The sequence below is a fragment of the Subtercola boreus genome (genome assembly GCF_006716115.1).
Taxonomy (GTDB): Bacteria; Actinomycetota; Actinomycetes; order Actinomycetales; family Microbacteriaceae; genus Subtercola; species Subtercola boreus.
In genome coordinates, this window is the sequence record NZ_VFOO01000001.1 from 143,051 (window position 1) to 167,583 (window position 24,533).

Sequence of the window (24,533 nt, forward strand, 5' to 3'; positions counted from 1 at the left end):
CGCGTGCTCACCGTCGGAGGGCTTGAGTTCCGGGTGGTGCAGAGTGCGCTCGAGGGCCGGGTGAGCCGTCCGGTCTTCGTGATCGTGCACGGCATCGGCTCCTCGCACCGCTACGGCACGCGCCTGCAGGACGAGCTCGCGCTGGCCGGGGAGTCGCTCTCCCTCGATCTGCCCGGTTTCGGCGGGACGGCGACCCCCGGGCATCCGCTCACCATCGAGGCGTATGCGACCCTGCTCGGCCGGGTCTTCGACGCGCTGCACCTGGTGGATGCCGTGCTGATCGGGCACTCCATGGGGGCGCAGATCGTGGTGGAGCTCGCCCTGCAGCGACCCGACCTCGTCTCGCACCTGGTGCTGGTCGGGCCGGTGGTGAACCCGGAGCGGGACACCCTGCGGCAGCAGACCCTCGACCTGGCCGAGGACAGCCTGCGGGAACCGTTCTCCGTCAAACGGATCGCGTTCGCGGACACGGTGCGGGCGGGCATCCGCTGGTTCCTGCGGGAGACGCGGCCGATGCTCGCCTACCCGATGCTGGAGCGTCTCGCGCGGCTGCGGCTGCCCGTGCTGGTCGTGCGGGGGGCGGATGACCGGCTCGCGCCGAGCGACTGGTGCGCCGACCTGGCGGGGTCGGTGCCCGGCGGCCGGCTGGTGGAGGTGCGCGGGCAGCGGCACGTGGTGCACCTCACGGCGGCGCGCGTGGTGGCGGCGTGGGTGATCGCGTTCGCGGCGCCCGGGCCGTCCAGCACGCCAGTGCGCCCGGCTGCGGATTCGGCGTCCCGCGCTGCCGAAGGAGATCCGGCTGCGGGAGGTTCGGCCCCAGGAGGGGTTGCCGCGTGTCCGGGAAACGCGGCGGACGCCGACGGCGAGCAGGCGTGACACGGCTGGCCCGCGCCAGGCGGACGCTCGCCGAGGCGCGCTGGTGGGCGCTCGACTACGTCTATGCCGCCGAGTGGCAGGCGCGAGCGGTCCTCTCGCGGGCGGAACCCGGCCGATACCTGGGCGGGGAGCTCCGACCGGTGCTGGTCATCCCGGGCATCTTCGAGACGTGGCAATTCATGCGACCGATGATCGAGGCGCTGCATTCCGCCGGGCATCCCGTGCACGTCGTCACGGCGTTGCAGAACAACAGGGTTCCGTTGGACGAGGCAGCGCGCATCGTTGCCGCCCACCTCACCGAACGCGACCTCGCGGACGTTGTCATCGTGGCGCACAGCAAGGGCGGCCTGGTCGGGAAGTCCGTGATGCTGCAGGGGCCGGCCGCCGCGCGCATCGACGGGATGGTCGCCGTGGCGGCACCGTTCGGCGGCTCGCGGTACGCCCGGTTCCTGCCGTTGCGGTCGCTCCGTGCGTTCCGGGCATCGGATGCCGGACTCTCCGCCCTCGCGCGGGACCTCCGTGTGAACGCGCGGATCCTCTCCGTGTTCGGCGTGTTCGACCCGCACATCCCTGAGGGCAGCGCGCTGGCCGGGGCTGAGAACCTGCGGCTGGACACAGGCGGCCACTTCCGCGTGCTGGCCGACCCGCGGACGGTCGCGGCAGTGCTGGAGCGCGCTGCGCGCTGACGTGCCCGCGCCCCGCCCTCGGGTACCGGGGTTGCGCCGGGCGAATGTGGCGGAGGAACCCTTGTCGCAACGGACGATCCTGGGCCTGCACGACTCTCCCTGGGCGGTCGTCTTCTCTCAGGCTCGTCCGTGTGCGTCTGCGTCGGCGTCGGCCGCGGCGAAGCCCCGCGCGGGCGCCCGCGACGGGGGCGTTACGCGCGGGCGCCGGCGGCCGACGGGAGCTGCAGCAGGGCGTCCTCGAGGGCGACCCAGGCGAGCATCGCGCACTTCACGCGGGCGATGTAGCGCGAGGTTCCGCCGAGCACGACGGCGTCACCGAGCAGCTCCTCGTCGGGCTCGATCTGCCCCTTGGAGCGCATCGCGGTGCGGAACGAGTCGATCCGCTCACGCATCCCCGCCACATCCACTCCGGGCGCGAGGTCGGAGAGCAGCGAGGCCGAGGCCTGCGAGATCGAACAGCCCTGACCCTCCCAGGCCAGTTTCCCGACGGAGCCGTCGGCGGCGAGGTGCACCTGCAGGGTGATCTCGTCGCCGCAGGTCGGGTTCACCTGGTGGGAGTGGGCGGCCTCGCCCGCAAGCAGCCCGAAGCCGTGCTTCTCCCGCGCATGGTCGAGGATGACCTGCTGATAGAGCCCCTGCAGTTCGCCCGAGCTCATGCGCGAGCATCCTGGGCCGAGGAGAGCGGCGCGAAGAACGTGATGGCGTCCGTGACGCCGGCGAGGAACTCGTCCACCTCCGACTCGGTGTTGTAGAGGTACGCGCTCGCGCGGGTCGAGGCCGTCACCCCGAAGCGGCGGTGCAAGGGCTGCGCGCAGTGGTGTCCGACGCGCACGGCGATGCCCCGGTCATCCAGGAACTGGCCGACATCGTGCGAGTGGATGCCCGCCACCTCGAAGCTCGCCAGCCCCACCCGTTGGCGGCCGGCGGCAGGGCCCAGCACGGTGACGCCGTCGATCGCGGTGAGCCCGGCGACGAGCCGCTGGCCGAGGAGCGCCTCGTGCGCTTCGATGCGATCGATGCCCACCGCCTCGAGGTAGCCGACCGCGGCGCCGAGCGCGATGGCCTGCGAGACGCGCTGGGTGCCGGCCTCGAAACGTTGCGGGGCGGGCAGGTATTCGGCGCCCTCCATCGTGACGGAGGTGATCATCGACCCGCCGGTGAGGAACGGCGGGAGAGCATCCAGCAGCTCGCGGCGGCCGTAGAGCACGCCGATGCCCGTCGGTGCGAGCATCTTGTGGCCCGAGAATGCGGCGAAGTCGACGCCGAGCGCATGGAGGTCGAGCGGCAGGTGCGGGGCCGACTGGCAGGCGTCCAGCAGCACGAGTGCACCGACCGCGTGGGCCAGAGCGACGAGTTCTTCGACGGGATTGATGGTTCCGAGCACATTCGACACGTGCGTGAAGGCCAGGACTTTCGTTCGGTCGCCGATGATGCCCGGGGCGAGGTCGAGGCGCAGCGTGCCGTCGTCGCCGACGGGGATGAACCTCAGCGTCGCTCCCGTGCGCGCCGCGAGCTCCTGCCAGGGGAGGAGGTTCGCGTGGTGCTCCATCTCGGTGACGACGATCTCGTCGCCCGGACGGAGCGCGAACCGCTCGGCCGCCCGCCCGCCGCGCCCCACGCTGGCGTTCGACATCGCGTAGGAGACGAGGTTGATGGCTTCGGTGGCGTTGGAGGTCCAGACGATCTCCTCGTCGTCGGCTCCGACGAACCGCGCGACGGCGTGCCGGGCATCCTCGAACAGCTCGGTGGCTTCGGCGGCGAGCGTGTGGGCGCCGCGGTGCACGGCGGAGTTCCGGTGCAGGTAGTAGTCGCGCTCGGCGTCGAGCACGGCGAGTGGTTTCTGCGAAGTCGCGCCCGAGTCGAGGTAGACGAGTGGATGCCCGTTGACACGTTCGCCGAGGATCGGGAAGTCGGCACGCAGCACGTCGAGCTCTGCGGGGGTGAAGGGTGCGGCGATGGTGGCCGCTGCGTGCGGGGCCGCTGCGCTTGTGGCTCGTGCGGTGTCGGGTGTGGCGGGCGTGGTGGTCATCGACCGGACCTCTGCTTTCTGATGCCCTTCCAGTCTAGACAGCCGATCCGGGGCCCCACCCTGTGTGACGGGTCGGGCCGGGACACCCGGTGACCGCGATCGGCCGCGGCGGCGCCTCCAGGTACACGTCGATGGCATCGTCGTGGTCGAGCACGAACCCGTGGCGCTCATAGAGGCGGCGCGCAGGGCTGCCCTGCAGCACATTCAGGCGGAAGGGTCTCGTGCCGTCGCCCTCGGTCAGGATCTTCGCCAGCACCTGCGCTCCGATGCCGCGGCCCTGGGGCGAGGGGGCGAGGTAGAAGTGTTCGATCCACAGGGCATCCGGTTCGGGACGCACCGCCACAAGCCCGACCTCACGGCCTCCGACCAGGATGACGCGCGTGTGCCCGGGCACGAACGCGTCGAGGAACCGCTGCCTCACGCGGTGCTCGTCGTACCTGCCGAGCCGTTCCAGGTCGGGCCGCATCACGTCGGCCCGCAGCTCGGCCATCCAATGCGCGTCGTCGGCTGTGCTCGCCCTGAACGTCCACCCGACTGCCACCGCACCATCCAACCCGACTCGCTGCGTCGGCGCAAAACGCTGCGCGTCCGCCCGGCGTAACGCAGTCGACGCTGTGAGTCTCCGCCGCGCCAGCCGAAGACAGCTACCCCCAGCCGCCGAAGTAGGCTGCGAGGTCGGGCTCCTCGGTGATCGGCAGAGAGACGCTCGGCTCGATGACGTGGTCGAAGAGGTCGTACCGCTGCCAGGCAGCCTCCCGGGCGCGGGCGCGCTGGGAGGTGACGATGGCGAGAGTGCAGGCCTCGCCGGGTGCGCGCGAGGCGGCGGTGTCGCTTCCGGCGTCGCGGGTGGCGGTGCCGCTTCCGGCGGCGCGGCCGGCTCCGGATGCTGTGACCAGCTCCAGCGATCCGAGCCCTTCTGCGGTGACGCGTGCGACGGCACGCCCGAGCTCGCCGGGCGCGAAGCGCACAGGACGCGGAACCTCGACGACCAGGCGCGACACGGCGACGGTTCCGGGGTGGAGCAGCCGGTCATCCGGAGCCAGCGCGTCGGCGAACGGCGGCGGCACCGTCACGCGTGCGCCCGGGAGTGCGGCGAGCACGGTGTCGACGGAGAGAACCAGGGCGGCGAGCGAGTCGGCGGAGAGGATGCGCACGACGATGTCGGCGGGGGTGGCGGGGGTGGAGGCCGCGCCGAGCCGCAGCGCGAACGGCCTGGAGCCGGGCACCGGGATGCGCCGCGCCAGGGCCAGGGTCTCGGCGTTCTTCGCTGTGCGGCGGGCGGTGTCGTCGGCGCGGCCCGCCCACTCAGGGCCGTCGTGCCAGGCCACGGCCTCGGGCACGTGGGCGAACACGGCTCCGGCGAGCCAGGAGCGGTGGGCCCACTCCCAGTCCTCCCCGCCGTAGTCGGTGAAGGTCTCGTCGAAGCCGCCGGCCCGGTCGAACAGGCGGCGGCTGCAGGCGATGACGGCGCCGATGACGAAGCGGTAGGAGCGGTCATCCGACACCAGCAGGTTCCGTGAGTCGGCGTAGGCCTGCAGCAACCAGTCGGGGGAGGGCAGCTCGTGGGCGGGGCCCGCGAGCTCGACCGGGGCGTCGATGGGCAGGCCCGCGAGGGCGGCGTGGCGGCGCCGGCCGACCGCCAGCACGTCGGGCGAGAGGGCGGGCATCCGGGTGAGGGCGCTGAGGTAGCCGGGCTCCGGCGAGGTGTCGGCGTCGAGGAAACAGAGGATGTCACCGGTCGCCGACGCCGCACCGAGGTTGCGGGCGGCCGCGAGGCGGAAGCCGAGGTCGGGCTGCCGGAGCAGCAGCACCCCGGGCGGCACCTGAGGCGCGGAGGGAGAACCGTCGTCGACCACGATCAGTTGGGTGCGGTCGGCGGGGTGGGTCTGGCGGCGCAGGGCGGCGAGGGTGCGGTCTAGTTCCGCCTGCTGGTCGAAATGGGCGACGATCACGGAGACCCTCGGGGGCTCAGCCGGGGTGAGGCGGTCGAGCGGGGTCCAGTCGTTGCCGCGGAGGGGGATGCCCGCGCCGGCGCCGAGGGCTGGCTGGCCTCCCGGGGCCGCCGGGTGAGGCTGCGAGTGGATGGCGGGCCCGCCGGTCGGTGCGCCGCTCATCCGAGACTCTCCCACCAGGCGAGGTACCGCTCGGCCGTGTCGGGCAGGTGCGGGCGGATGCTCGTGCCGGGCGCCAGCCACGTCGACTCCGGCGCGGCTGCTGCCGTCGCGAGGGCTGCGTGCAGGTGGTCGGGGTCGTAGACCGTGACCGTGCCGGGACGGAGCTGGTGCAGCTCGCGGCTGTACCGGCCGTCGGGGACGAGCGGTCGCCGCCCGGCCGCGATCCACGTGTTGATGGAGGCGGAAGCCGACAGGTGCTGGTGCGCCGCGACCGGAACGGCCACGCGCCGGCAGTGTTCGAGCAGCTCGTGGTCGTCGAGGTAACCGGTGGATTCGAAGCGCACGCCGCGCCGGAGGGCGCTCGCGGAGACGGCTGCCAGCTCGGCCTCGTGCCCCGGGGCGGCAGTGCCGAGGGCGAGGACGGCGAGGTCGAGTCCGCTCTCCGCAACGCCCGCGATCAGTTCGGCGTGACCCTTGCCGGGGTAGAAGTAGCCGAGGATGGCGGCCTCACGGCGGGCGGCCGCCGGCGTGCCCGGTGCGTTCGGCCCGCCCGACGCACCCGTTGCGCCCGGCTCGCCCGGCGTGCCCGGCGCCGGGGCGGTGGGAGCGGCTGCCGCTCCGCGCCCGACCGGCAGCGGGATCACGGCGACGTCCCGGCGCAGTCGCGGTGCAGAGTACTCCGCCAGCAGCAGCGCCTCGTGCCGGCTGTTGCAGGCCACAGCGTCAGCCGCTTCAGCGACGCGGGCGTAGGCCGCCGCGCGCCGGGCGAGGCTCTCCGCGCCATCCGACGGCTGCGGCAGGTCGTGCAGCGTGACCGTCACGCGGGCGTGGCGGGCGAGCGCCTCCACGAGGTCGGCCGCGCGCGCCGGCGTCGTACCGAACAGTCGGTCGGTGAACTGCAGATGCAGGCTCTGGATGCCCGCCACCGCCTCGATCGCTCCGTCGAAGCTCTCGGCCCGCACGGCCGCGGTACCGCCGCCGCCGTCGCTGGCCCCGGCCAGCTCGTCGAGCGCCCCGGCGAGCTCGGAAGCGTAGCTCGTCACGGCGTGGCGCATTGATCCGAGCACGAGCTGGCGCGGAACCGCGACCCGGCGGTCGTGGGTGGGTGCACTGCCGTCCGGGCTCACGCCGCCACTCCCGGGGCGATCAGCCCGAGCGTCTGGAGGGTGCTGCGGTGGCGGGCGAGGGCAGCATCCACGATCGCCGGGAAGCGGGCGTACCAGTCGAGGTGGGCCTGTTCGACCTCCTCGGCCGGGACGGTCCGGCCGTCGACGATCCAGTCGGCACGGGGCTCGGCGTCGAGCCCGAACGCCTCGATCACCGCGCGCTCCCGGGGCGCGTGCACCCTGTTGAGGAGAGGACGACCCGGGTCGACGACATGCTCCGTGAGCGAGAGGCGGTGGCGCACGCGGGCGGCCGCGGCCGTCCAGAACGGGTTGCCGGGGTGGTTGATGGTGCGCATCAGGTCGAAGCTCGGCGCCCCGAAGAGGTCGGACACAACGACGGTGTCGTGGTGCGCCTCGCGCTTCCGCAGTTCGGCGATCGACTGTTCCGCGACCGCGCGCACCTGCGCGACGGTGGCGCTGCGGCTGGCAACGGGCGCGGCTGAGGCGCTGGCATCTGCGCCGCCACCCCGTCCCTCCCGCGCCCACCACGCCCGCATCACCGTGCGGAGGTCGTGGTACTCCACCACCGGGGGTGTGAGCGAGAGGTCGAACGGGGGGCGCACGATGGCGTGGAACGGGTAGAGCCCCGCGAACCTCACCACGGGCATCCGCACCACCTCGGCGCCGGGCCGCAGCAGCCGTGCGAGCTGCGCGGTGCCGAGCGGCAGGTCGTGGTAGTCGTCGCGCACGGGCTGCGAGACGAGATAACGGGCGCGGGCGAGCAGGCGAGCGAGGTGCGGCAGATCGGCTTCGACGAGTTCGAAGACGGGTGGCACGCGCACGGTGCGGATGTCAGGCCCGTCGAGCATGATGCGGAGCGATTCGGCCTGGCAGTTGCCCGAGACGACGGCGATCGGAGCATCGTCTGCGATCGCGTCGAGGCCGTAGAACTCTCCGTAGTGCAGCTGCCGCGCCGTCGGAGCGGCTTCGGCGGGCGCAGTCGACCCCTGCCGTCCATCTCCGTGTGGTTCGATCGCACTCATCGGTGCCTTTCCGTTCGACGGAATCTGCCTCTCGTCAACCCCCTCCTACACTTTCGGGCGGAGGAAGCCCACGTCATACATTGGAGAACGCGGGGGTCACCGTCAACCCCACCGCTCTCCTCTCCACCTCTGCGCTCCATTTCCGCTAAGGACCCCTCTGCTCATGCCGCTGCCCGCTTCCGCAGTCGAATCGCCCCTGCGCATCGCGGCTGTGCCCGCCGGGCATCCGTACGCCCGGAACCTGCTCGACCCCGCTGCGGTTTCCGGCGACCGCATCGTCCTGCTGCCCGATCCGCTGCCGGCGGGCGCGGCACCCGGCCAGTGGTGGCCGCCGGTCGCGCTCGACCCCGAGTGGATCCGCGCGAACGCCGACACGTTCGACCTGCTGCACCTCCACTTCGGAACCGAGTCGTTCCCGCTCGCCCACCTCCAGCAAGTGGTGGATGCCCTCCGGGCCGTGCACCGGCCGCTGGTGTTCACGGTGCACGACCTCACCAACCCGCAGCTCGTCGACCAGGCGCCGCACGAGGCGCAACTCGACCTGCTGGTGCGGGCGGCCGACGAGGTCATCACGCTGACGCCGGGCGCGGCAGCGGAGGTGCAGCGGCGCTGGGGGCGCGAGGCCGTCGTGGTCGGGCATCCGCTGCTGGCCGAGGGGGTGCCGGATGCTCGTGCCTCCCTGCCGGCGATCACCGTCGGTGTGCACCTGCGCGACCTCCGCCCCAACATCGACGGTGCGGGCACGGTGGACACGCTCCTGGCGGCGGTCGCCCTGCTCGAGGAGAGCGGCCTCCACCTCGACGTGGTCGTCGACCTGAACGAGAGGGTTCGCGACGAGGCCGTGCGCGACGCGCTCCGCACGCGGCTGGCGGGCCTCGACGGGGTGGAGTTCCGCGAGCATCCACGGCTCACCGACACCGACCTCGCCGAAGACCTCGCACGCCTCGACATCGAAGTGCTGCCCTACCGGCACGGCACGCATTCGGGCTGGCTGGAGCTGTGCTGGGACCTCGGTGTCGCCGTCGCGGCCCCCACCGTGGGATTCTTCGCCGAGCAGCACCCGGCAGCGGGGGAGGTCGCGTCGTACCGCCCAGGGTCTGCCGAGTCGCTGGCGCAGGCGCTGCTGGAGCTCGTGGAAGCGATGGAGGCGGCCGGTCCCGCCGCTGGTCCTGTCGGCGCCGGTGCCGCGCACCCCGCGGCCGACCGCGCCGCTCGCCGCGCAGCCCTCGTTCGCGACCGGCGGGCGTGGCGCATCACGCAGCAGCGCGACATCCACCTCGCCCATCTCGCCGTGTACCGCCGGGCGCTCGCGGCGGTCGCCGTATGAGGCCCACCGCGCACCCCCTCCGCATCGCCGTCATCGCGCCGTTGCGCTACCCGATCCGCGAGCCGCACGCGGGCGGGCTGGAGTCCTCGATCTGGCACCAGGTCGACAGCCTCCGCCGTCGCGGGCACCGGGTCACGCTCGCCGCTGTGGCCGGCTCGGACTTCCTGGCCGACGGTCCGCCCGAGTTCGTGCTGCCGCCCGTCGTCTGGGCGCCCGGCGAGGTGCCGAACGACGTCGGGTATCCGCACGGGTACGAAGCGCACGCACTCCCCGCGCTCGAGCGCGCCCTGATGCACATCGCCCAGCACGCCGGAGAGTTCGACGTGGTGCACAATCACAGCCTGCACGGCACGCCGCTGGCCTGGGCGGGGCGGCTCGGCGTTCCGATGGTGTCGACCCTGCACACGCCGGTGCTCACCGAACTCGTGGAGGCGCATGCGCGTTCCGAGGCGCCCGCGAGCCGGTTCACCGCCGTCAGCACGCACACTGCGGGGGAGTGGATGCCCGCGGGGATCGAGTCCACCGTGGTGCCCAACGCTGTGGACGCCGACCGTTGGCCGATCGGCCCGGGCGGCCCCGACCTGGTCTGGTTCGGCCGCATCGTCGAGGAGAAGGGTGCGCACCTGGCGATCCGGGCGGCCCGGATGCTCGGACGCCGGATCGTGCTCGCCGGGCGCATCGGCGACCCCGGATACTTCGAACAGCAGGTGCGTCCGCTGCTCGGCCCCGGGGCCTCCTATGTGGGTGAACTGCGCCAGCCCGAGCTCGCTCGGCTCGTGGGGCGGAGCAGTTGTGCGCTGGTGACACCGGTCTGGCAGGAACCGTTCGGCCTCATCATCGCGGAGACCCTGATGACGGGGACGCCGGTGGCGTGCTTCGACACGGGCGGGGTCGCCGAGGTGGTGGGGGCGGCCGGCGCCGCGGGTGCGGCCGGCGCCGCGGGTGCGGGTGCGGGCGGGTCTGGCGCCGGTGCCTCTGCGCTGCTGGTTCCGATGGGGGATGTCGCGGGGCTCGCGGCCGCGGCCGGGCACCTGATCGCCCGGGGCGAGGCGGATGCCGGCACCCGCCGCCGCACGCGGGCCGGTGCGGTGGCGGGCTTCTCGCTCGACGCCCGGGTGCTCGAACTCGAGACGATGTACCGACAGCTCGTGCTGGACGGCACGCTCGGCCTGCCTGCCGCGACGGCGGGGCGGGCCGTGGCGCCTGTGGCGCCTGTGGCGCCCGCTGCGCCCGTTGCGTCCACTGCGCCCCCAGCGCTGGCCGCCACCCCTCCGGCTGTGTCCGGCCGGGCGTCCGCTGGGGCCGATGTGTCCGGCCGGGCATCCAGTGCGCCCGATGTGTCCGGCCGGGCATCCAGTGCGCCCGATGTGTCCGGCCGGGCATCCAGTGCGCCCGATGTGTCCGGCCGGGCATCCAGTGCGCCCGATGTGTCCGGCCGGGCATCCAGTGCGCCCGATGTGTCCGGCCGGGCATCCACTCCGCCCGGCACGCCGGCCGAGGCCCGCCGATGACAGCGCGGAGGCCCCTCGTCGGCTGGTACGTGCACCACCAGGGTGCCGGTCATCGCACCCGGTTCGAATCGGTCGCCCGTCACCTCGACGCCGACCTCGTCGTGTTCTCGACCCTCCCGCCACCCCCGCTGCTGCCCGACCACACCCGCTGGATCGTGCTCGATCGCGACGACAACCACGAACGCACAGCGGACGGCAGCCGCCTCGATCCGGCGCACGCCGACCCGACCGCCGGCGGCGCGCTGCACTGGGCGCCGCTCGGCCACAGCGGGCACGCCTCGCGGCTTGGAACCATTGCGGGCTCTCTCGCGTCCGAGCGGTTCGACTGTTTTGTGGTGGATGTCTCGGTCGAGGTCACGCTGCTGGCACGCCTCTTCGGGGTGCCGGTCGTGGTTGTGGCGCAGCCCGGGGAGCGGGACGATTCCCCGCACCAGCTGGCCTACTCCGTCGCCGACCGGATCATCGCCCCCTGGCCGGCGGCGCTCTACTCGCCGCGGTCGCTGCAGCCGTTCGCCGGGGCGGTGCGCTACGTCGGCGGGATCAGCCGTTTTGATGGGCGCGATGTGCCGTCGGGCATCCACGGGCCCGAGGCCGGGCCGGTGTCCGGCTCAGTGCTGGTTCTCGGCGGTGCAGGGGGATCGGCGGTGGGACCGGACGACGTCGAGGCCGCCGCGGTCGCGACGGGCGCCGCGCGGGTCGTGGCCGGCGCGGCGGATGCCGTCGTCGTGGCTGATCCCGCCCCGGTCTCGGCTGCGCAGGTCGCGGCAGGGTCCGCCTGGTCTGCGCTCGGCCTGCCGGCGACGGAGCATGTGTCGTCGACGGGCTGGCGGTCCGATCCGTTCGACCTGCTGCACCGGGCAGAAGTGGTGGTGTCGTTCGCCGGCCAGAACGCCGTCGCCGACCTCGCGGCCGTCGGTGCCCGCGCCATCGTCATCGGCCAGCCGCGCCCATTCGGTGAGCAGGAGGCTACCGCGGCCGCGCTCGATGCCGCCGGACTCGCCGTCGTCGTCCCCGCGTGGCCGGAACCGTCGGAGTGGCCGGCCCTGCTCGCGCGGGCCCGCACCCAGGCCCCGGACTGGTCGGCGTGGGAGGTTTCTGGTGCCGCCGCCCGCGCGGCCGCCGTGATCGCCGAGGTCGCTGCCGCGCGCTCACTGGCTTCCGCGCCGGCCGACCCTCCTTCCCCCGCAGCACCCGCAACCCGTGAGGCCGTCCCCGCGGCCACTTCAGCCACCCCGCGCATCGCGGTTGTCACCCTCTTCTCCGCCGCGCGCCTCGACCATGCGCAGAACCAGTTCGCCCTGCTCGCCGAGCACCCCGTGCGGGTCGTCGGCGTCTGGCTGGATGAGGGGCTGCCACCGGCGATCGACGGGGTCACGGTCATCCACCAGCCGCCCGGCGCCGCCGGACTACGGCTCGCGCGCGGTCGCAATGCGGGTGCCGCCGCCGCCATCGACGGTGGTGCCGACGTGCTCGTGTTCCTCGACGCGGACTGCCTGCCCGGCCCCGGGCTGCTGCAGCGGTACGCCGAGGCTGCTGCTGAGCATCTGGAGTCCGTGCTGTGCGGGCCCGTGACCTACCTCCCTGACGGCGTCATCCCCTCGGGGCACGCGGACTTTGAGGCGAACACGCGGCCGCATCCAGCCCGGCCGAACCTGCCCGCCGGCGAGACCCGGGCGGCCACCGCTGACGAGTACCGGCTGTTCTGGTCGCTCTCCTTCGCGTGCACGGCTGAGCTCTGGCGGCGTGTGGGCGGGTTCGACGAGGTCTACGAGGGCTACGGCGCCGAGGACACGGACTACGCCTCGAAGCTCCGCGCGGCCGACGTCGAGCTGCGGTGGGTGGGCGGCGCGCACGCCTACCACCAGTACCACCCGACGACCTCGCCACCCTGGCAGCACCTCGACGACATCCTGCGGAACGGCGCGCTCTACCGCCGGCGGTGGGGGTCCTGGCCGATGCAGGGCTGGCTGGAGGCCTTTGCGGATGCGGGAGCGATCGAGCTGCGGGGCGACCAGTGGCAGCGCACGGCCTCAGTTTCGGTTTCGGTTTCGGTTTCGGATTCGGCTTCGGCCGACCAGCCGGGGGGTTGACATCGTGAGACTACTTTTGCGAGAGTAGTCACATGTCATCCATTCGGCTCTACATCCTCGGCTCGCTCGCGCAGCGCGGCGAGATGCACGGGCACCAGCTCCGGCTGCTGGCCGAGGAGGAGCATGTGCACCTCTGGACAGACATCAGCGTGGGCGCCCTCTACGGCGCCATCAAGCGACTGGCCGTCGAGGGGCTGATCGACGTCGTCAGGGTCGAGCGGGAGGGCAACTTCCCCGAACGCCAGATCTACGCCATCAACGACGCCGGGCGCGAGGCGTTGGCGAACATCCGCCTCGAGCAGTTGACGACGTTGACGTTCCGCTCCGATCCGTTCGACCTGGCCCTCACACGGCTCGACGGCGACCGGTTGGATGATGTGCAGCACATCATCGAAGGTCGCCTCCAGGCGCTCGGGATGCTGCTCGAAGAGACCGAAGAGGCCAACGTGCGCGCCCTGCCGTACCTGACCCTCAGCGAGACGTTCGCGATGCAGCACCGCGAGCACCGCATCCGGTCGGAGTTGGACTGGCTTCGCGGGCTCCTGGCAGAAGTTCCCGCCATCGTCGCCGACGAGCAGCAGCGGAACGCCGGCGGGCGAGCCCCGCTGCCGACGAAGTCGCACGCCCAGCACACCGTTCGCGCCATCCCGCCCGCCGAGTTGCGCGCAGCGCGGCCCGGTGCTCCTTCGGCGGAGCTGCAAGCAGCCCCGCCCGGGGCTCCTTCGGCGGAGCTGCACGCAGCCCCGCCCGGTACTCCTTCGCACACCGACCCGACCGACCACACCACCACCCCGCCTCGAAAGGCCCCCACTCATGTCTGACACCACCGCGCGGGCCCCGCAGGCCGCGCCCGCCATCCCCAAACGTGCCTGGCAGGCACTCGTCGTGCTGCTGCTCGGCATGTGCATCGCCCTCCTCGACACCACCATCGTGAATGTCGCGCTGCCCACCATCCGGCAGACCCTCGACGCCAGCGAGTCGACCCTGTCGTGGATCATCTCGGGCTACGCCCTCGCGTTCGGCCTGGCGCTCATCCCGGCCGGCCGGCTCGGCGACCGCATCGGCCACAAATGGGTGTTCTTCACCGGAATCGCCCTGTTCACCGCGGCGAGCTTCGCCTGCGGTTTCGCGGCGAACGACACCCAGCTCGTGATCGCCCGTGTCGTGCAGGGCCTTGCCGGGGGTATCTTCGTGCCGGCCGTCACCGCGTTCATCCAGCTGCTCTTCCCGCCGCAGGCGCGCGGCAAGGCGTTCGCGATCATGGGCGCCGTCATCGGTGTCTCGTCCGCCCTCGGCCCCATCATCGGCGGCCTGATCATCCAGGCGTTCGGCGAGGAGAACGGCTGGCGCGGAGTCTTCTTCGTGAACCTGCCGATCGGTGTCGTCACGCTCGTCGCGGCGGCGATCCTGCTGCCGAAGCGCAGCGAGATCGAGGCCGGTGCGGGTGCCGGTGCCGGTGCACAGTCGCGCCGCGGCATCGACTGGATCGGGCTCGTGCTGGTCTCGGGCGCGTTCGTGGCGCTGTTGGTCCCGCTGATCCAGGGACAGGACGAGGGCTGGCCCCTCTGGACCTACCTCACCATCGCCGGCGGGGTCGTGCTCCTCGCCCTGTTCGGCCTCTGGGAGGTGCTGTACACACGCCGCGGCGGGTCCCCGCTCGTTCCGCCGAGCCTGTTCAAGCACCCGTCGTTCACCGGTGGAGTCATTCTCGCGCTCGTCTACTTCGCCGCCTTCACCAGCATCTTCTTCACGATCTCGCTGCTCTGGCAGAGCGGGCTCGGCCACACGGCCCTCGAATCGGGTGCCGTGGCGATCCCGTTCGCGGTCGGCAGCATCCTGAGCTCCTCGCAGAGCAACCGCCTGTCGACCCGCCTCGGCCGCAACGTGCTGGTGCTCGGCACCGCGCTCGTCGCCATCGGCCTGATCTGGCTCTGGCTCGTGCTGCTGCTCACCCCGGCGTCCGACCTCACCAACTGGGAGCTCATCGCGCCGCTCTTCATCGCCGGCGTCGGCAACGGGTTCTTCATCGCTCCCAATGCGCAGTTCATCGTCGCCACCGTCGACAAGCGCGACGCCGGAGCCGCGAGCGGCGTGATCTCGGCCGTCCAGCGCATCGGTAGTGCGGTCGGCATCGCCATCATCGGCAGCGTGCTGTTCGGTTCACTCGTGATCACCGGCCGCGACCAGGCTGCCGTCGCCACCGGCTTCTCGCACGCCGCCGCCTCGGCGATGCTCGTGAGCGCCATCTTCGCGGTGGCCGCGTTCTTCCTCGTCTTCGCGCTCCCGAAGCGCGTCAGCACCTGGGGCGGAGGCGCCCCCGCCGGCGCGTCCGGCAAGCCCGGGGCTCCCGCCGGCGCCGCAGCCGCACCTGCAGGTGCCGGTGCCCATCGTGATGAGCCCGCCAAGCACGCGGGTGCCACCGCTCCGACCGCGGGCGCCTGACCGGGCCGGGGACGGCCCGCGCAGCCTCTCTCCCCTCACCCCGCACCCCGGCCGGGGGCGGCCCCCGGCAAGCCCGGGGCTCCCGCCGGTGCCCAGCATGATGAGCCCGGCAAGCACGCGGGTGCCACCGCTCCGATCGCGGGTGCCTGACCGGGCCGGGGACGGCCCCGTTAGCCCCGCACCCCGCCACCGTGCGGCTCCCACCCCGCACCCCGCCCCCGTCCCGCGCCCCCTGTCGGGCGGCACTGTCGAGTGGGCGATTTGGGCCCCAAATTGCGGGATATGGGGCCCAGACTGCCCATTGGATGGGGTGGCCGCTGGCTAGAGTTGGGGGATGGTGGCTGGCGAGCAGGGCGGGGCGGGGGCGCGCGAGATCGTCTACTGCGACGACGCGGAGGCGTGGCGCGCGTGGCTCGAGCAGAACGCGAGCTCCAGCGACGGCATCCGGCTCGCCATCGCGAAGAAGGGTGGCGCGCACGAGAGCGTGACCTACGCCGAAGCACTCGACGAGGCCCTCTGCGTCGGCTGGATCGACGGGCAGAAGAACCGGCTCGACGAGCACCACTTTTTGCAGAACTTCGGTCCGCGCCGTGCGCGCAGCATCTGGTCGCAGATCAACCGGGACAAGGCGCTCGCCCTCATCGCCGCGAACCGCATGCGGCCCGCGGGGCTCGCCGAGGTCGAACGGGCGCAGGCTGACGGCCGGTGGGAGCGCGCCTACGCCGGTTCGAAGACCATCGAAGTTCCGGATGATCTCGCCTCCGCCCTGCTGCAGAGCCCCGATGCCGCCGCCTTCTTCGAGACGCTCTCGAGCGTGAACCGCTACGCGATCCTGTTCCGCATCGGCTCGGTCAAGCGCGCGGAGACCCGGGCGCGCAAAATCGAGCAGTACGTGCAGATGCTGGAGCGCGGCGAGACCCTCTACCCCTGACCTCGCGCCGCGGCGTCCCCGGGCTTCCGCGCCCCCAGTCTCCGCGTTCCGCCGCCGTTTGTCGCTTCCGCGCCGGCGCGCGCACGCGCGGAAGCGACAAACAGGCGCGGAAGCGACCAGCACCACCGACGTGCGCGGCAGAATGGGAGGCATGGGAACCTTCACGCTCGGCTCGCTCCGTTCCGTCCCCGTCGGCGGCCGACCGGACCTCGTTTCGCCGGAAGTGGCCGCCGCCCTCGAAGCACTCGGCCTCGGCGAGGAGGTCGGCGTCGTCGAGATCGATCCAGAACTCTCCGACACTGCTGCGACCCAGGCTGCCTACGACCTCCCCGAAGACGCCCTCGCCAACTGCGTGATCGTCTCCGGACGCCGCGAGGGCGAGCAGCGCATCGCCGCCTGCCTGGTGCTCGCGACCACCCGCGCCGACGTCAACAACACGGTCAAGCGCCGGCTCGACGTGCGGAAGGCCTCCTTCCTCGCCCGCGAGGATGCCGTCACGCTGACGGGCATGGAGTTCGGCGCGATCACGCCCATCGGTCTGCCGGCGGGGTGGCCGGTGTTCGTCGACCGGGCGGTTCTGGATGCTCCGCTGATCGTCATCGGATCGGGCCTCCGCCGCACCAAACTCCTCCTCGCCGGAAGCTCCCTCACGTCGATCCCCGGCGTCGAGATCATCGACGGCCTCGGACAGCCGATCGCCCCCTGACCGGCCCGCCCCCCGCCCGGCGCGCCCGCGACCCCACCCGGGAGGACGCCAGCCAAACCGTGCCCAGATGTGCGGCGGATCCGCTCATCTCCTCCCGGGCGGATCACCCAGCGCACATCGTGCGCTCAGCCGAGCAGCAACTCGAAGCAGAGCGAGTTCGGGATCGCCAGCACGTACGGCTCGTACGTCGGGATCGGCGTGTAGCCGAGCCGGGTGTAGAGCGCGACCGCCTCGGGTTGCCGGTCACCGGTCTGCAGGATCATCCGCCGGGCATCCGGGCCCGCCTCGCGCACGATGCGCTCGAGTTCGCTCATCAGCGCGCGGCCGATCCCGCGGCCGCGCTGGCTGCCGTCGACGATGACCCGTTTGACCTCCCATTCGCCGCGCAGGATGCGGAGCGCCGCGTGGGCGAGGGGAGTCCCGTCCGCGTCGAGCACCAGCACGGTCGCCTGCACGCTGGTCGGGTCGACGGTGAGCGCGGCGAGCACCGCAGCGTCCATGGGTTGCCCGGAGTGGTAGCGCTCGCCCATCTCGACGTCCATCCGGGCGCGGAGCGCCACCGCGCGCGGGTCGTCCCACGCCACGCGGGCAAAGGCGAAGGGACGCTCGGCCGGCGGGATGGCGGACGAGTCCACACGTGAGCCGGCCGCGCCGGGCACACCCGTGGGGGAAGCGGGGGCGTCGCTGGTCGCGCGAGGAGCAGGGGTCGCCGAGGCGGCAGGATGATCGGTCACCGTTTCAGCGTAAGCCCGCCGCGAGCCGCGCGAAGTCCGCGACATCGTCGCGGGCGGATCCACCGGCCCACACCAGCACGCTCCTGCGCTGCTCCACGCCGTTGACGGGAACCAGTACGACGTCGGGTCGCTGCTCCGCCTCCACTACGGGCCGCGGCAGGATGACGATCCCGTTCCCGGCGGCGACGTGGTCGAGTTGCTGCCCAAGAGTCGCCAGCACTCCGAGCTCGAGGCTCTTGCGCGTGCCGACCGTTCGTCCACGGAGTTCCGACGCGATCTCCCGCCACTCGGGAACCACGTCGGGGTTCTGCAGCAGGTGGTGCCCGCCGAGCTCGGCGAGGTCGATGCGGTCGAGGGCGGCGAGCGGGTCTTCCGGTGCCAGCGCGACGACGGCGTGCGCTCTGCCGAACGGCGCGGATCCCAGCCCGCGGAGGTGCTGCGGCAGCCACACCGCGCTGAGGTCGGCCCTGCCGCCGCGGAGGGCGCGCACCCCGGCCCGAGAGACGGTGACGTCCACGTCGACGTGCGGGTTCGCCGTCCGGAACGCCGCAATGACGCTGTCGAGCGGGATGCCCGGGGCCGCTGTGATGCGCAGCACCCTGCTCCGGGCATCCGGAAGCGGCACCCTCACCGCCCGGAGTGCCCGCGCGGCAGCGACCAGCGCGTCGCCCTCGGGCGTGCCCGCGTGTCGGGCGGCGGCAGCAACGAGCGCGTCGAGCCGGTCGAGCTCGCCGGATCGCTCGAGAGCGCTGAGCCGGCCGGACTCGCCGCGCGCCGGAAGAGAGGGATTCGATGCCATGGGTCTCCTTCGACTGCGACTTCGATCGTGACCCCGACAGCGTACGCCTGCCGGCTGCGAACGCGCAGTGACTAGCGCTGCACCCACGCGTCGTAGAGCGTCGGTGTCGACACCGTCGGCATCGCCCGCACCCCGTGCACCGCCGACCGCAGCAGGTAGTGGTTCTGCTGGTCGTACAGCGGCAGGATGTAGAACCCCTCGAGCACGATCTTCTGCGCCTGGGCGTAGAGCGTGGCCGCCTCCGCCGCATCGGTGGTCTCGGTGGCACGGGTCAGCAGGGCATCCAGAGCGGGATCCTTCACCTGCGAGTGGTTCGCGAAGTACCCGCTCGGCGCCGGAACCGTGCCCGAGCTGTCGAACAGGATGCGCAGAACGTCGGGCCCGACCTTCGTGTAGGGCGCGCTGACCAGATCGTACGAGTTCGAGCCGAGGGCCGCGTACCAGCTCGACAGGTCGAGCGGGGCGAGGTCGACCTTGAAACCGACCTGCTTCGCGGTGGCCTGCAGCTGCTCGAAGAGCGACTGCTCGGCCGGGATCGACTGGTTCGTCGACACGGGGAACGCCAGTTCCAGCGTCTTCCCGTCTTTCGTTCGGTAACCGTCGGCGTCGCGGCCCGTCCAACCGGCCTCGTCGAGCAGGGTCGCGGCTGCCGCCTGGTCGTAGGTGAACAGGTCGGGCTCCGAGATGCCGTCCTTCTCCACGCTGGAGAGCGCCGAGTACGAGCGGGTGGCGGTTCCGAAGAAGAGGCTCTTCACGGCGCTGTCGACGTCGGCAGACCGGATGAACGCCTCACGCACCTTCGCATCGTCGAACGGTGCCTTGCTGGAGTTCAGTTCGATGCGATTGGAAGCTCCCGGCCGCGGTGCGTCGATCGCGACAACGGACGAGTTCGAGGCGGCCTGCGACAGGATGTCCGGCTGTACGTTGTCGATCATGTCGACGGTGGACGTCTGGAGGGCCGCGTAGCGGGAGGTCGAGTCGGGCAGGAACGTCCAGTCGATCTCGTCGAGGTACGCGGGGCCGGTGTGCCCGGCGTCGGCGGGCGGCGAGCTGTAGTTGTCGTTCCGGGTCAGGATGATCGACTGCTGACGGTTCCACTGCGTCACCAGGAACGGGCCGGTGCCGACGGGCGAGACGCAGTTGTCCGCCTGCGGGCGAGCGATCGCCGTGGGCGACTCCATCGCGAGCCACGGCTGCGAGAGCGAGTCGAGCAGGGCGCTGTCGGGCTCCGACAGGTCGAATCGGGCGGTCTGGGCATCCAGTGCCTCGACTTTCGCGACTTTCTGCAGGGCGAGGTACCCGGTCGACGAGCCCGTCGCCGGGTTCTGGATGTGCGCCACGTTCGCGGCCACGGCGGCAGCGTCGAACGGGGTTCCGTCGGTGAAGGTCACCCCGGGCTTGAGGGTGAACGTCCAGCTGAGGGCGTGGTCGGAGACCTTCCATTCGGTCGCCAACCACGGGATGACCTCGCCGTCTGTGTCTTTCGAGACGAGGGATTCGAGGTACTGCGTCGCAACGAGGGCCTGCGGGTAGTTGCCGCCGACGTGCGGGTCGAGGCAGGTGGGCTCGGCATCGCCACTCGCGTAGACCAGTTTTCCGCCGGCGACCGGGGTGGAACTCGTGGCGGCCGGTGTGGATGTGCACCCGGCAAGCAGGGTGGCGACGGCGAGGCCGGCGAGGAGGGGCAGGGCGAAACGGCGCACGGATGACTCTCTCAGAGCTGAGGGGGGATTGATGGACTCAGTCCACAATCCTACGGGCCGTGCGGCCGCCTCGCGCCCGTGCGCGTCGAATCGATTCGAAAGGACGCCAACTGCTCGAAAGCGACCCGCACGGAGCAGTTGGCGTCCCATCGAATCGATTCGAGCCACGGAGGCGGGGGGCGGTGGCGCGCGGAGGCGGGCGCGAGGGGGCGAAGGCGCGGGGGCGTGGTGTGCGCTAGGCGGGGTCGAGGCCGATGCGGTCGGGCACTGAGCGCGCCACCTCACGGAGCCACGGGTCCGGGTTCGGCCAGGCGCGCCCGACCGGGAGCTGCCGCAGCACCCGCGACAGCGGCGTCTGTCCCTCGTTCCATGGGATGACCCGCGTCGGGGCCGCCTTCGGCAGCACGCCCAGCCACCAGTGCTTCCATGTCGGCGCGAGCGTCTCCGGCTGGATGATGATGTAGTAGTCGGGCAGGCTCAGCTCGCCCGCGGCGAGCCCCGCGACGGCGCGATCCACCTCCAGGTCAAGGGTGCCGAGCGTGGCCTGGTCGTCGAAGAACTCCACCCAGGCCGACGCGACGTGCCCGAGCGGATCCCTGTCGTGCACGACATAGGGCGTGTCGGACTGGCTCACCCACCGGTCGACCTGCTCGTTGGAGATGTCGCTCTCGTCGGGGAAGCTCGAAGCCCGGACGTTCGCGAGCTGGCCGAGCGCACCCAGCGCCCTGTCCGATCCCTGGCCGACCAGAACGAGTGTGGTGCTGCGTGGGCTCCCCATGACGAGATCCTACGCCGCGCTGTGCTGTCCTGGCGCCTCAGATCACGTCGTCGGACAGCGTGCTCGGAGCCCCGAAACGGTGCCGCGTGATGCTGACAGCCTGCTCGTGCAGGAACGGCAGCAGCTCGAGCCGCCCGACGGATGTCACGGGGTTGTCGTAGATCGCGAGGTCAGGTCGCCCTCCTGTTGCATCTGCCAGGGCGCTCCGGCTCCCACCGATCAGCCGCACGCGCTGGGCGCGGAGAGTGGATGCCCGGGCGAGCCACTGCTCGTCGCGCTCCACCCGCACGGCGAGGGCATCGGCCGTCGCCGCGCCGAGCACCTTCCGGAGAGCCTCCTTCGGCACCTCGAGCGCACTCGAGACCTCGAGGGGGGCCCCTGCCGTCGCCGCGGCAGAGAGGACGCGCAGCAGCAGTTCGACGGGCTCGCCGTCACTCAGCCGAACGGTGACGGGCAGCGGACGGTAGCGGAACACGTTGCGCTCCGCCGTCAGGGCCGAGCTGTCGTGGCTGCGGCCGAATTCGGAGTCCCAGGCTGCGCGGTCGCTCGCCTGCGAGCGGGCGAGGAAGTCGCTGTCAGACGCACCGGCCGAGCCGGCAGCACTGGACGCGGTACCGGCATCCGTCGTCTCGGCAGGCAGCCACGCGCCGAGACCGACCAGGTAGTTCGGGCCTCCGGCCTTCGTGCCCGCACCGACGGCGGACTTCTTCCAGCCGCCGAAGGGCTGCCGGCGCACGATCGCGCCGGTCGTGCCGCGGTTCACGTAGAGGTTGCCGGCCTGAACGGTGTCGAGCCAGAGCCGCAGCTCTTCGGGGTCGAGGGAGTGCAGCCCGGCGGTCAAGCCGTAGTCGACCTCGTTCTGGATGGCAATGGCCTCTTCGATCGTGGCGGCCGTCATGATGCCGAGCACCGGCCCGAAGTACTCGGTGAGGTGGAACTGCGAGCCGCGCGCGACGCCCGTGCGGAGGCCGGCGCTCCAGAGTCGGCCAGACTCGTCGAGCTGTTTCGGTTCGACCGCCCAGTGTTCACCCGGCTGGAGGGTGGTGAGAGCGTCCAGGAGCTTGCCGCCGGCCGGTTCGATGATCGGCCCCATCTGGGTGGTCGGGTCGGCGGGGTAGCCCACCTTCAGGGCGCGCACGGCATCCACCAGCTGGTTGTTGAACCGTTCGGAGCTCGCAGCGGAGCCCACGAGGATGACGAGCGAAGCGGCCGAGCACTTCTGGCCGGCGTGGCCGAAGGCCGAGGAGACCACGTCTTTCACGGCGAGGTCGAAGTCGGCGCTCGGGGTCACGATGATCGCGTTCTTGCCGCTGGTCTCGGCGAGCAGCGGCAGGTCGGGCCGGAACGAGCGGAACAGCTCGGCCGTCTCGAACGCACCCGTGAGGATCACGCGGTCGACGCGCGGGTCGGCGATCAGCTGGCGACCGAGCTGCTGCTCGTCGACGTTCACCAGCTTCAGCACCTCGCGCGGCACACCGGCCTGCCAGAGGGCTTCGACGAGCACGGCGCCGCAGCGCGCGGCCTGCGGGGCGGGTTTGATGACGACGGAGGATCCCGCCGCGAGGGCAGCGAGTGTCGAACCGGCGGGGATCGCCACGGGGAAGTTCCAGGGCGGCGAGACGACGGTCAAGCCGGCTGGAACGAAGGTCGCCCCGTCGACGTGGTCGAGCTCTGGCGCGAGCTCGGCGTAGAACCGGGCGAAGTCGATGGCCTCGCTGACCTCGGGGTCGGCTTGGTCGAGCGTCTTCCCGGTCTCGCTGGCCATCACCTCGAGCAGGTCGGCGCGGCGTTCGGCGAGCCGGTCGGCGGCACGGTTCAGGATGACCGCCCGGGCGGCCCCGCCGAGACCGGCCCACGCGGGGGCGTTCTGCCGGGCATCCGCGAGCACGGCGTCGAGCTCGGCCTCGCTCGTGAGCGTCGTCTGGGCGACACCCGCGACGCCCAGCACCGAGGCCTCGACGCGGGACAGGATGTCGCGCCCCCACGCCCGGTTCGCCGGCAGTGCGGGATCGGTGTCGGGGGTGTTCTCGAACGGCTGCGGCACGTTTGCGGTCGGGTGCTCCTCGGTCGCTCGGTTCTGTGTCCGCCGCGGCTCAGGGATGCTCTCGTCGAGCAGCTCGAGCGAGCTCACGAAGCGCTGCCGCTCCCGCTCGAACAGAGCCTCGTTCTCGGTCAGCTCGAACACGGCCGACATGAAGTTGTCCTGGCTGGCACCCTCCTCGAGGCGGCGGATCAGGTAGGCGATCGCCACGTCGAACTCCTTCGGATGAACGACCGGCGTGTAGAGCAGCAGCCCTCCGACATCGCGTTTCACCGCTTCGGCCTGGCCCTGGGCCATGCCGAGCAGCATCTCGAACTCGATGCCGCCCTCGACGCCGCGCTGCTTCGCGAGAAGCCAGGCGAAGGCGAGGTCGAACAGGTTGTGGCCGGCGACGCCGATCCGCACGTTGCCGATGTGCTCGGGGCGGAGTGCGTAGCCGATCAGGCGCTTGTAGTTCGTGTCCGAGTCCCGCTTCGTGCTCCAGGTCGCGACGGGCCAGTCGTGCAGAGACGCCTCGACGAGCTCCATCGAGAGGTTCGCGCCCTTCACGATACGTACCTTGATGGCCGCGCCGCCGCTCGCGCGCCGCGTGGCAGACCACTCCTGCAGGCGCACCATCGCGGCCACCGCATCGGGCAGGTAGGCCTGCAGCACGATGCCGGCCTCCAGGTTCCTCAGGTGAGGCAGGTCGAGGATGCGCGTGAAGACCGCGATGGTCAGGTCGAGGTCTTTGTACTCCTCCATGTCGAGGTTGATGAATTTCGGCGTCTCGAACGATGCCGCCTTCTCGAACAACGGGGTCAGGCTCGCCACGACATGGTCGACGGCCTCGTCGAACGCCCAGGCGGAGTGCGGTGCGACCGTCGAGGAGACCTTGATCGAGACATAGTCCACATCGGGACGGTCGAGCAGACGGTGCGTGCCTTGCAGCCGCCGCTCGGCCTCGTGCTGCCCGAGAACGGCCTCGCCGAGCAGGTTGACGTTCAGCCTCACGCCCGGTGTCCTGATCTTCGCGATGGCAGCACCCAGTTTCTGGTCTGTCGCATCGACGATGAGGTGCCCGACCATCCGGCGCAGCACCGTACGGCTCGCGGGGACGACGATGGCGGGGAGCACCGGCGCCAGGACGCCGCCGACGCGCACAGCGGCCTTCAGGTACCACGGCAGGAATGCCGGCACCTTCGGCGCGAGCTCCGCGAGATTGCGAGCGGCGACGCGGAGGTCTTCGGGGCGCACGACGCCGTCGACGAAGCCGACCGTGAAGGCCAGGCCGTTCGGATCCCTGAGCACCCCGGCGAGCTGGGTCGCGGAAGAGTCGACGGGCTCGGCCTGCGACTCGGTGAGCCAGCGCCTGACCACCGCGACGACCTCGGGGACCAGGGCTTCCGCCTCGGCGCGCAGCGCGTCGGGCTGGGCGGGATGCGCCGCGTTCGCAAGGGGAGGTGCGAGGTCGGTCATCGGGAGCTCCTACGGGTCAGAGGTGCATGAGTCCTGACCAGTCTCCGGCGTCGCTCCCGTCAGGTAAAGCGACGTTTTCTTATTGGTAGTGATAAGTTCTGCTTACCGGATCTGTCCACAGGTTCCATGATCTCTTGACACCTCCGGCCCTGCATGCTT

The 24,533-nt window shown here is 71.8% G+C and carries 20 protein-coding genes; 9 read left to right on the plus strand and 11 right to left on the minus strand.

The window, feature by feature from the left end:
* Nucleotides 1-3: 3 nt before the first annotated feature.
* Both FB464_RS00715 and FB464_RS00720 read left to right on the plus strand, forming a co-directional pair.
* The gene (locus FB464_RS00715; RefSeq protein ID WP_170151951.1) at nucleotides 4-876 is read left to right on the plus strand and encodes an alpha/beta fold hydrolase; all 873 of its coding nucleotides are present in this window, start codon (nucleotides 4-6) and stop codon (nucleotides 874-876) included.
* Entirely contained in the window at nucleotides 873-1,562 is a 690-nt protein-coding gene (locus FB464_RS00720; RefSeq protein WP_211327388.1) for an esterase/lipase family protein, read from the plus strand. Before FB464_RS00715 ends, FB464_RS00720 begins: the two co-directional genes overlap by 4 nt.
* 191 nt (nucleotides 1,563-1,753) lie before the next feature.
* Here FB464_RS00720 and sufU read toward each other — a convergent pair whose 3' ends face one another.
* The 6 genes from sufU to FB464_RS00750 form a co-directional block, all read right to left on the minus strand.
* Nucleotides 1,754-2,218 carry a Fe-S cluster assembly sulfur transfer protein SufU gene (sufU, locus tag FB464_RS00725; RefSeq protein ID WP_116415553.1) on the minus strand — a complete coding sequence of 155 codons (465 nt, stop codon included), beginning with the start codon at nucleotides 2,216-2,218 and terminating at the stop codon, nucleotides 1,754-1,756.
* On the minus strand, nucleotides 2,215-3,591 hold the full coding sequence (locus tag FB464_RS00730) for a cysteine desulfurase (protein WP_116415552.1): 1,377 nt from the start codon (nucleotides 3,589-3,591) through the stop codon (nucleotides 2,215-2,217). Before FB464_RS00730 ends, sufU begins: the two co-directional genes overlap by 4 nt.
* Before the next feature lie 34 nt (nucleotides 3,592-3,625).
* Complete coding sequence (locus FB464_RS00735; protein WP_116416678.1) at nucleotides 3,626-4,081, minus strand: GNAT family N-acetyltransferase; 456 nt, start codon at nucleotides 4,079-4,081, stop codon at nucleotides 3,626-3,628.
* Between the two features lie 154 nt (nucleotides 4,082-4,235).
* A complete protein-coding gene (locus tag FB464_RS00740; protein WP_116415551.1) occupies nucleotides 4,236-5,705 on the minus strand; it encodes a glycosyltransferase family 2 protein in 1,470 nt (489 codons plus the stop codon).
* Nucleotides 5,702-6,832 (minus strand): hypothetical protein, encoded by a 1,131-nt coding sequence (locus FB464_RS00745; RefSeq protein ID WP_116415550.1) that lies wholly within the window; start codon nucleotides 6,830-6,832, stop codon nucleotides 5,702-5,704. Before FB464_RS00745 ends, FB464_RS00740 begins: the two co-directional genes overlap by 4 nt.
* Nucleotides 6,829-7,854: a WcbI family polysaccharide biosynthesis putative acetyltransferase gene (locus FB464_RS00750; RefSeq protein ID WP_116415549.1), complete on the minus strand. Its 1,026-nt coding sequence runs from the start codon at nucleotides 7,852-7,854 to the stop codon at nucleotides 6,829-6,831. The genes FB464_RS00745 and FB464_RS00750 overlap by 4 nt, the downstream gene beginning before the upstream one ends.
* 163 nt (nucleotides 7,855-8,017) lie before the next feature.
* On the opposite strand from FB464_RS00750, the gene FB464_RS00755 reads away from it, so the two are divergent.
* The 7 genes from FB464_RS00755 to FB464_RS00790 all read left to right on the plus strand — a co-directional run bounded on the left by FB464_RS00755 (nucleotide 8,018) and on the right by FB464_RS00790 (nucleotide 16,861).
* Nucleotides 8,018-9,181 (plus strand): glycosyltransferase family protein, encoded by a 1,164-nt coding sequence (locus FB464_RS00755; RefSeq protein ID WP_116415548.1) that lies wholly within the window; start codon nucleotides 8,018-8,020, stop codon nucleotides 9,179-9,181.
* A complete protein-coding gene (locus tag FB464_RS00760; protein WP_116415547.1) occupies nucleotides 9,178-10,692 on the plus strand; it encodes a glycosyltransferase in 1,515 nt (504 codons plus the stop codon). Before FB464_RS00755 ends, FB464_RS00760 begins: the two co-directional genes overlap by 4 nt.
* The gene (locus FB464_RS20060; RefSeq protein ID WP_246092866.1) at nucleotides 10,689-12,782 is read left to right on the plus strand and encodes a glycosyltransferase family 2 protein; all 2,094 of its coding nucleotides are present in this window, start codon (nucleotides 10,689-10,691) and stop codon (nucleotides 12,780-12,782) included. Before FB464_RS00760 ends, FB464_RS20060 begins: the two co-directional genes overlap by 4 nt.
* Nucleotides 12,783-12,814: 32 nt before the next feature.
* Nucleotides 12,815-13,603, plus strand: a complete 789-nt coding sequence (locus tag FB464_RS00775) for a PadR family transcriptional regulator (protein ID WP_116415546.1) — start codon at nucleotides 12,815-12,817, stop codon at nucleotides 13,601-13,603.
* Nucleotides 13,596-15,224, plus strand: coding sequence for an MFS transporter (locus FB464_RS00780; protein ID WP_116415545.1), 1,629 nt, complete (start codon nucleotides 13,596-13,598; stop codon nucleotides 15,222-15,224). The genes FB464_RS00775 and FB464_RS00780 overlap by 8 nt, the downstream gene beginning before the upstream one ends.
* Nucleotides 15,225-15,558: 334 nt before the next feature.
* Nucleotides 15,559-16,155 carry a YdeI/OmpD-associated family protein gene (locus FB464_RS00785; RefSeq protein ID WP_116415544.1) on the plus strand — a complete coding sequence of 199 codons (597 nt, stop codon included), beginning with the start codon at nucleotides 15,559-15,561 and terminating at the stop codon, nucleotides 16,153-16,155.
* Between the two features lie 151 nt (nucleotides 16,156-16,306).
* On the plus strand, nucleotides 16,307-16,861 hold the full coding sequence (locus tag FB464_RS00790; protein WP_116415543.1) for a YbaK/EbsC family protein: 555 nt from the start codon (nucleotides 16,307-16,309) through the stop codon (nucleotides 16,859-16,861).
* Between the two features lie 125 nt (nucleotides 16,862-16,986).
* On the opposite strand, the gene FB464_RS00795 is transcribed toward FB464_RS00790, so the two are convergent.
* The 5 genes from FB464_RS00795 to FB464_RS00815 all read right to left on the minus strand — a co-directional run bounded on the left by FB464_RS00795 (nucleotide 16,987) and on the right by FB464_RS00815 (nucleotide 24,374).
* Entirely contained in the window at nucleotides 16,987-17,595 is a 609-nt protein-coding gene (locus FB464_RS00795; RefSeq protein ID WP_246092867.1) for a GNAT family N-acetyltransferase, read from the minus strand.
* 4 nt (nucleotides 17,596-17,599) lie between these two features.
* The gene (locus FB464_RS00800) at nucleotides 17,600-18,394 is read right to left on the minus strand and encodes a LysR family transcriptional regulator substrate-binding protein (RefSeq protein WP_116415542.1); all 795 of its coding nucleotides are present in this window, start codon (nucleotides 18,392-18,394) and stop codon (nucleotides 17,600-17,602) included.
* A 71-nt stretch (nucleotides 18,395-18,465) separates the two neighbouring features.
* Nucleotides 18,466-20,097 (minus strand): ABC transporter substrate-binding protein, encoded by a 1,632-nt coding sequence (locus FB464_RS00805; RefSeq protein ID WP_246092868.1) that lies wholly within the window; start codon nucleotides 20,095-20,097, stop codon nucleotides 18,466-18,468.
* A gap of 235 nt (nucleotides 20,098-20,332) precedes the next feature.
* A complete protein-coding gene (locus FB464_RS00810) occupies nucleotides 20,333-20,875 on the minus strand; it encodes a hypothetical protein (RefSeq protein WP_116415540.1) in 543 nt (180 codons plus the stop codon).
* A gap of 37 nt (nucleotides 20,876-20,912) precedes the next feature.
* Entirely contained in the window at nucleotides 20,913-24,374 is a 3,462-nt protein-coding gene (locus tag FB464_RS00815) for a proline dehydrogenase family protein (RefSeq protein WP_116415539.1), read from the minus strand.
* Between the last annotated feature and the right edge of the window lie 159 nt (nucleotides 24,375-24,533).

What these genes read in the sequence shown, in the direction of transcription:
- sufU (WP_116415553.1), bottom strand. Translation starts at nt 2,218, where the DNA reads ATGAGCTCGGGCGAACTGCAGGGGCTCTATCAGCAGGTCATCCTCGAC.
- FB464_RS00730 (WP_116415552.1), bottom strand. Translation starts at nt 3,591, where the DNA reads ATGACCACCACGCCCGCCACACCCGACACCGCACGAGCCACAAGCGCA.
- FB464_RS00735 (WP_116416678.1), bottom strand. Translation starts at nt 4,081, where the DNA reads ATGGCCGAGCTGCGGGCCGACGTGATGCGGCCCGACCTGGAACGGCTC.
- FB464_RS00740 (WP_116415551.1), bottom strand. Translation starts at nt 5,705, where the DNA reads ATGAGCGGCGCACCGACCGGCGGGCCCGCCATCCACTCGCAGCCTCAC.
- FB464_RS00750 (WP_116415549.1), bottom strand. Translation starts at nt 7,854, where the DNA reads ATGAGTGCGATCGAACCACACGGAGATGGACGGCAGGGGTCGACTGCG.
- FB464_RS00755 (WP_116415548.1), top strand. Translation starts at nt 8,018, where the DNA reads ATGCCGCTGCCCGCTTCCGCAGTCGAATCGCCCCTGCGCATCGCGGCT.
- FB464_RS00760 (WP_116415547.1), top strand. Translation starts at nt 9,178, where the DNA reads ATGAGGCCCACCGCGCACCCCCTCCGCATCGCCGTCATCGCGCCGTTG.
- FB464_RS20060 (WP_246092866.1), top strand. Translation starts at nt 10,689, where the DNA reads ATGACAGCGCGGAGGCCCCTCGTCGGCTGGTACGTGCACCACCAGGGT.
- FB464_RS00775 (WP_116415546.1), top strand. Translation starts at nt 12,815, where the DNA reads ATGTCATCCATTCGGCTCTACATCCTCGGCTCGCTCGCGCAGCGCGGC.
- FB464_RS00780 (WP_116415545.1), top strand. Translation starts at nt 13,596, where the DNA reads ATGTCTGACACCACCGCGCGGGCCCCGCAGGCCGCGCCCGCCATCCCC.
- FB464_RS00785 (WP_116415544.1), top strand. Translation starts at nt 15,559, where the DNA reads ATGGTGGCTGGCGAGCAGGGCGGGGCGGGGGCGCGCGAGATCGTCTAC.
- FB464_RS00790 (WP_116415543.1), top strand. Translation starts at nt 16,307, where the DNA reads ATGGGAACCTTCACGCTCGGCTCGCTCCGTTCCGTCCCCGTCGGCGGC.
- FB464_RS00800 (WP_116415542.1), bottom strand. Translation starts at nt 18,394, where the DNA reads ATGGCATCGAATCCCTCTCTTCCGGCGCGCGGCGAGTCCGGCCGGCTC.
- FB464_RS00810 (WP_116415540.1), bottom strand. Translation starts at nt 20,875, where the DNA reads ATGGGGAGCCCACGCAGCACCACACTCGTTCTGGTCGGCCAGGGATCG.
- FB464_RS00815 (WP_116415539.1), bottom strand. Translation starts at nt 24,374, where the DNA reads ATGACCGACCTCGCACCTCCCCTTGCGAACGCGGCGCATCCCGCCCAG.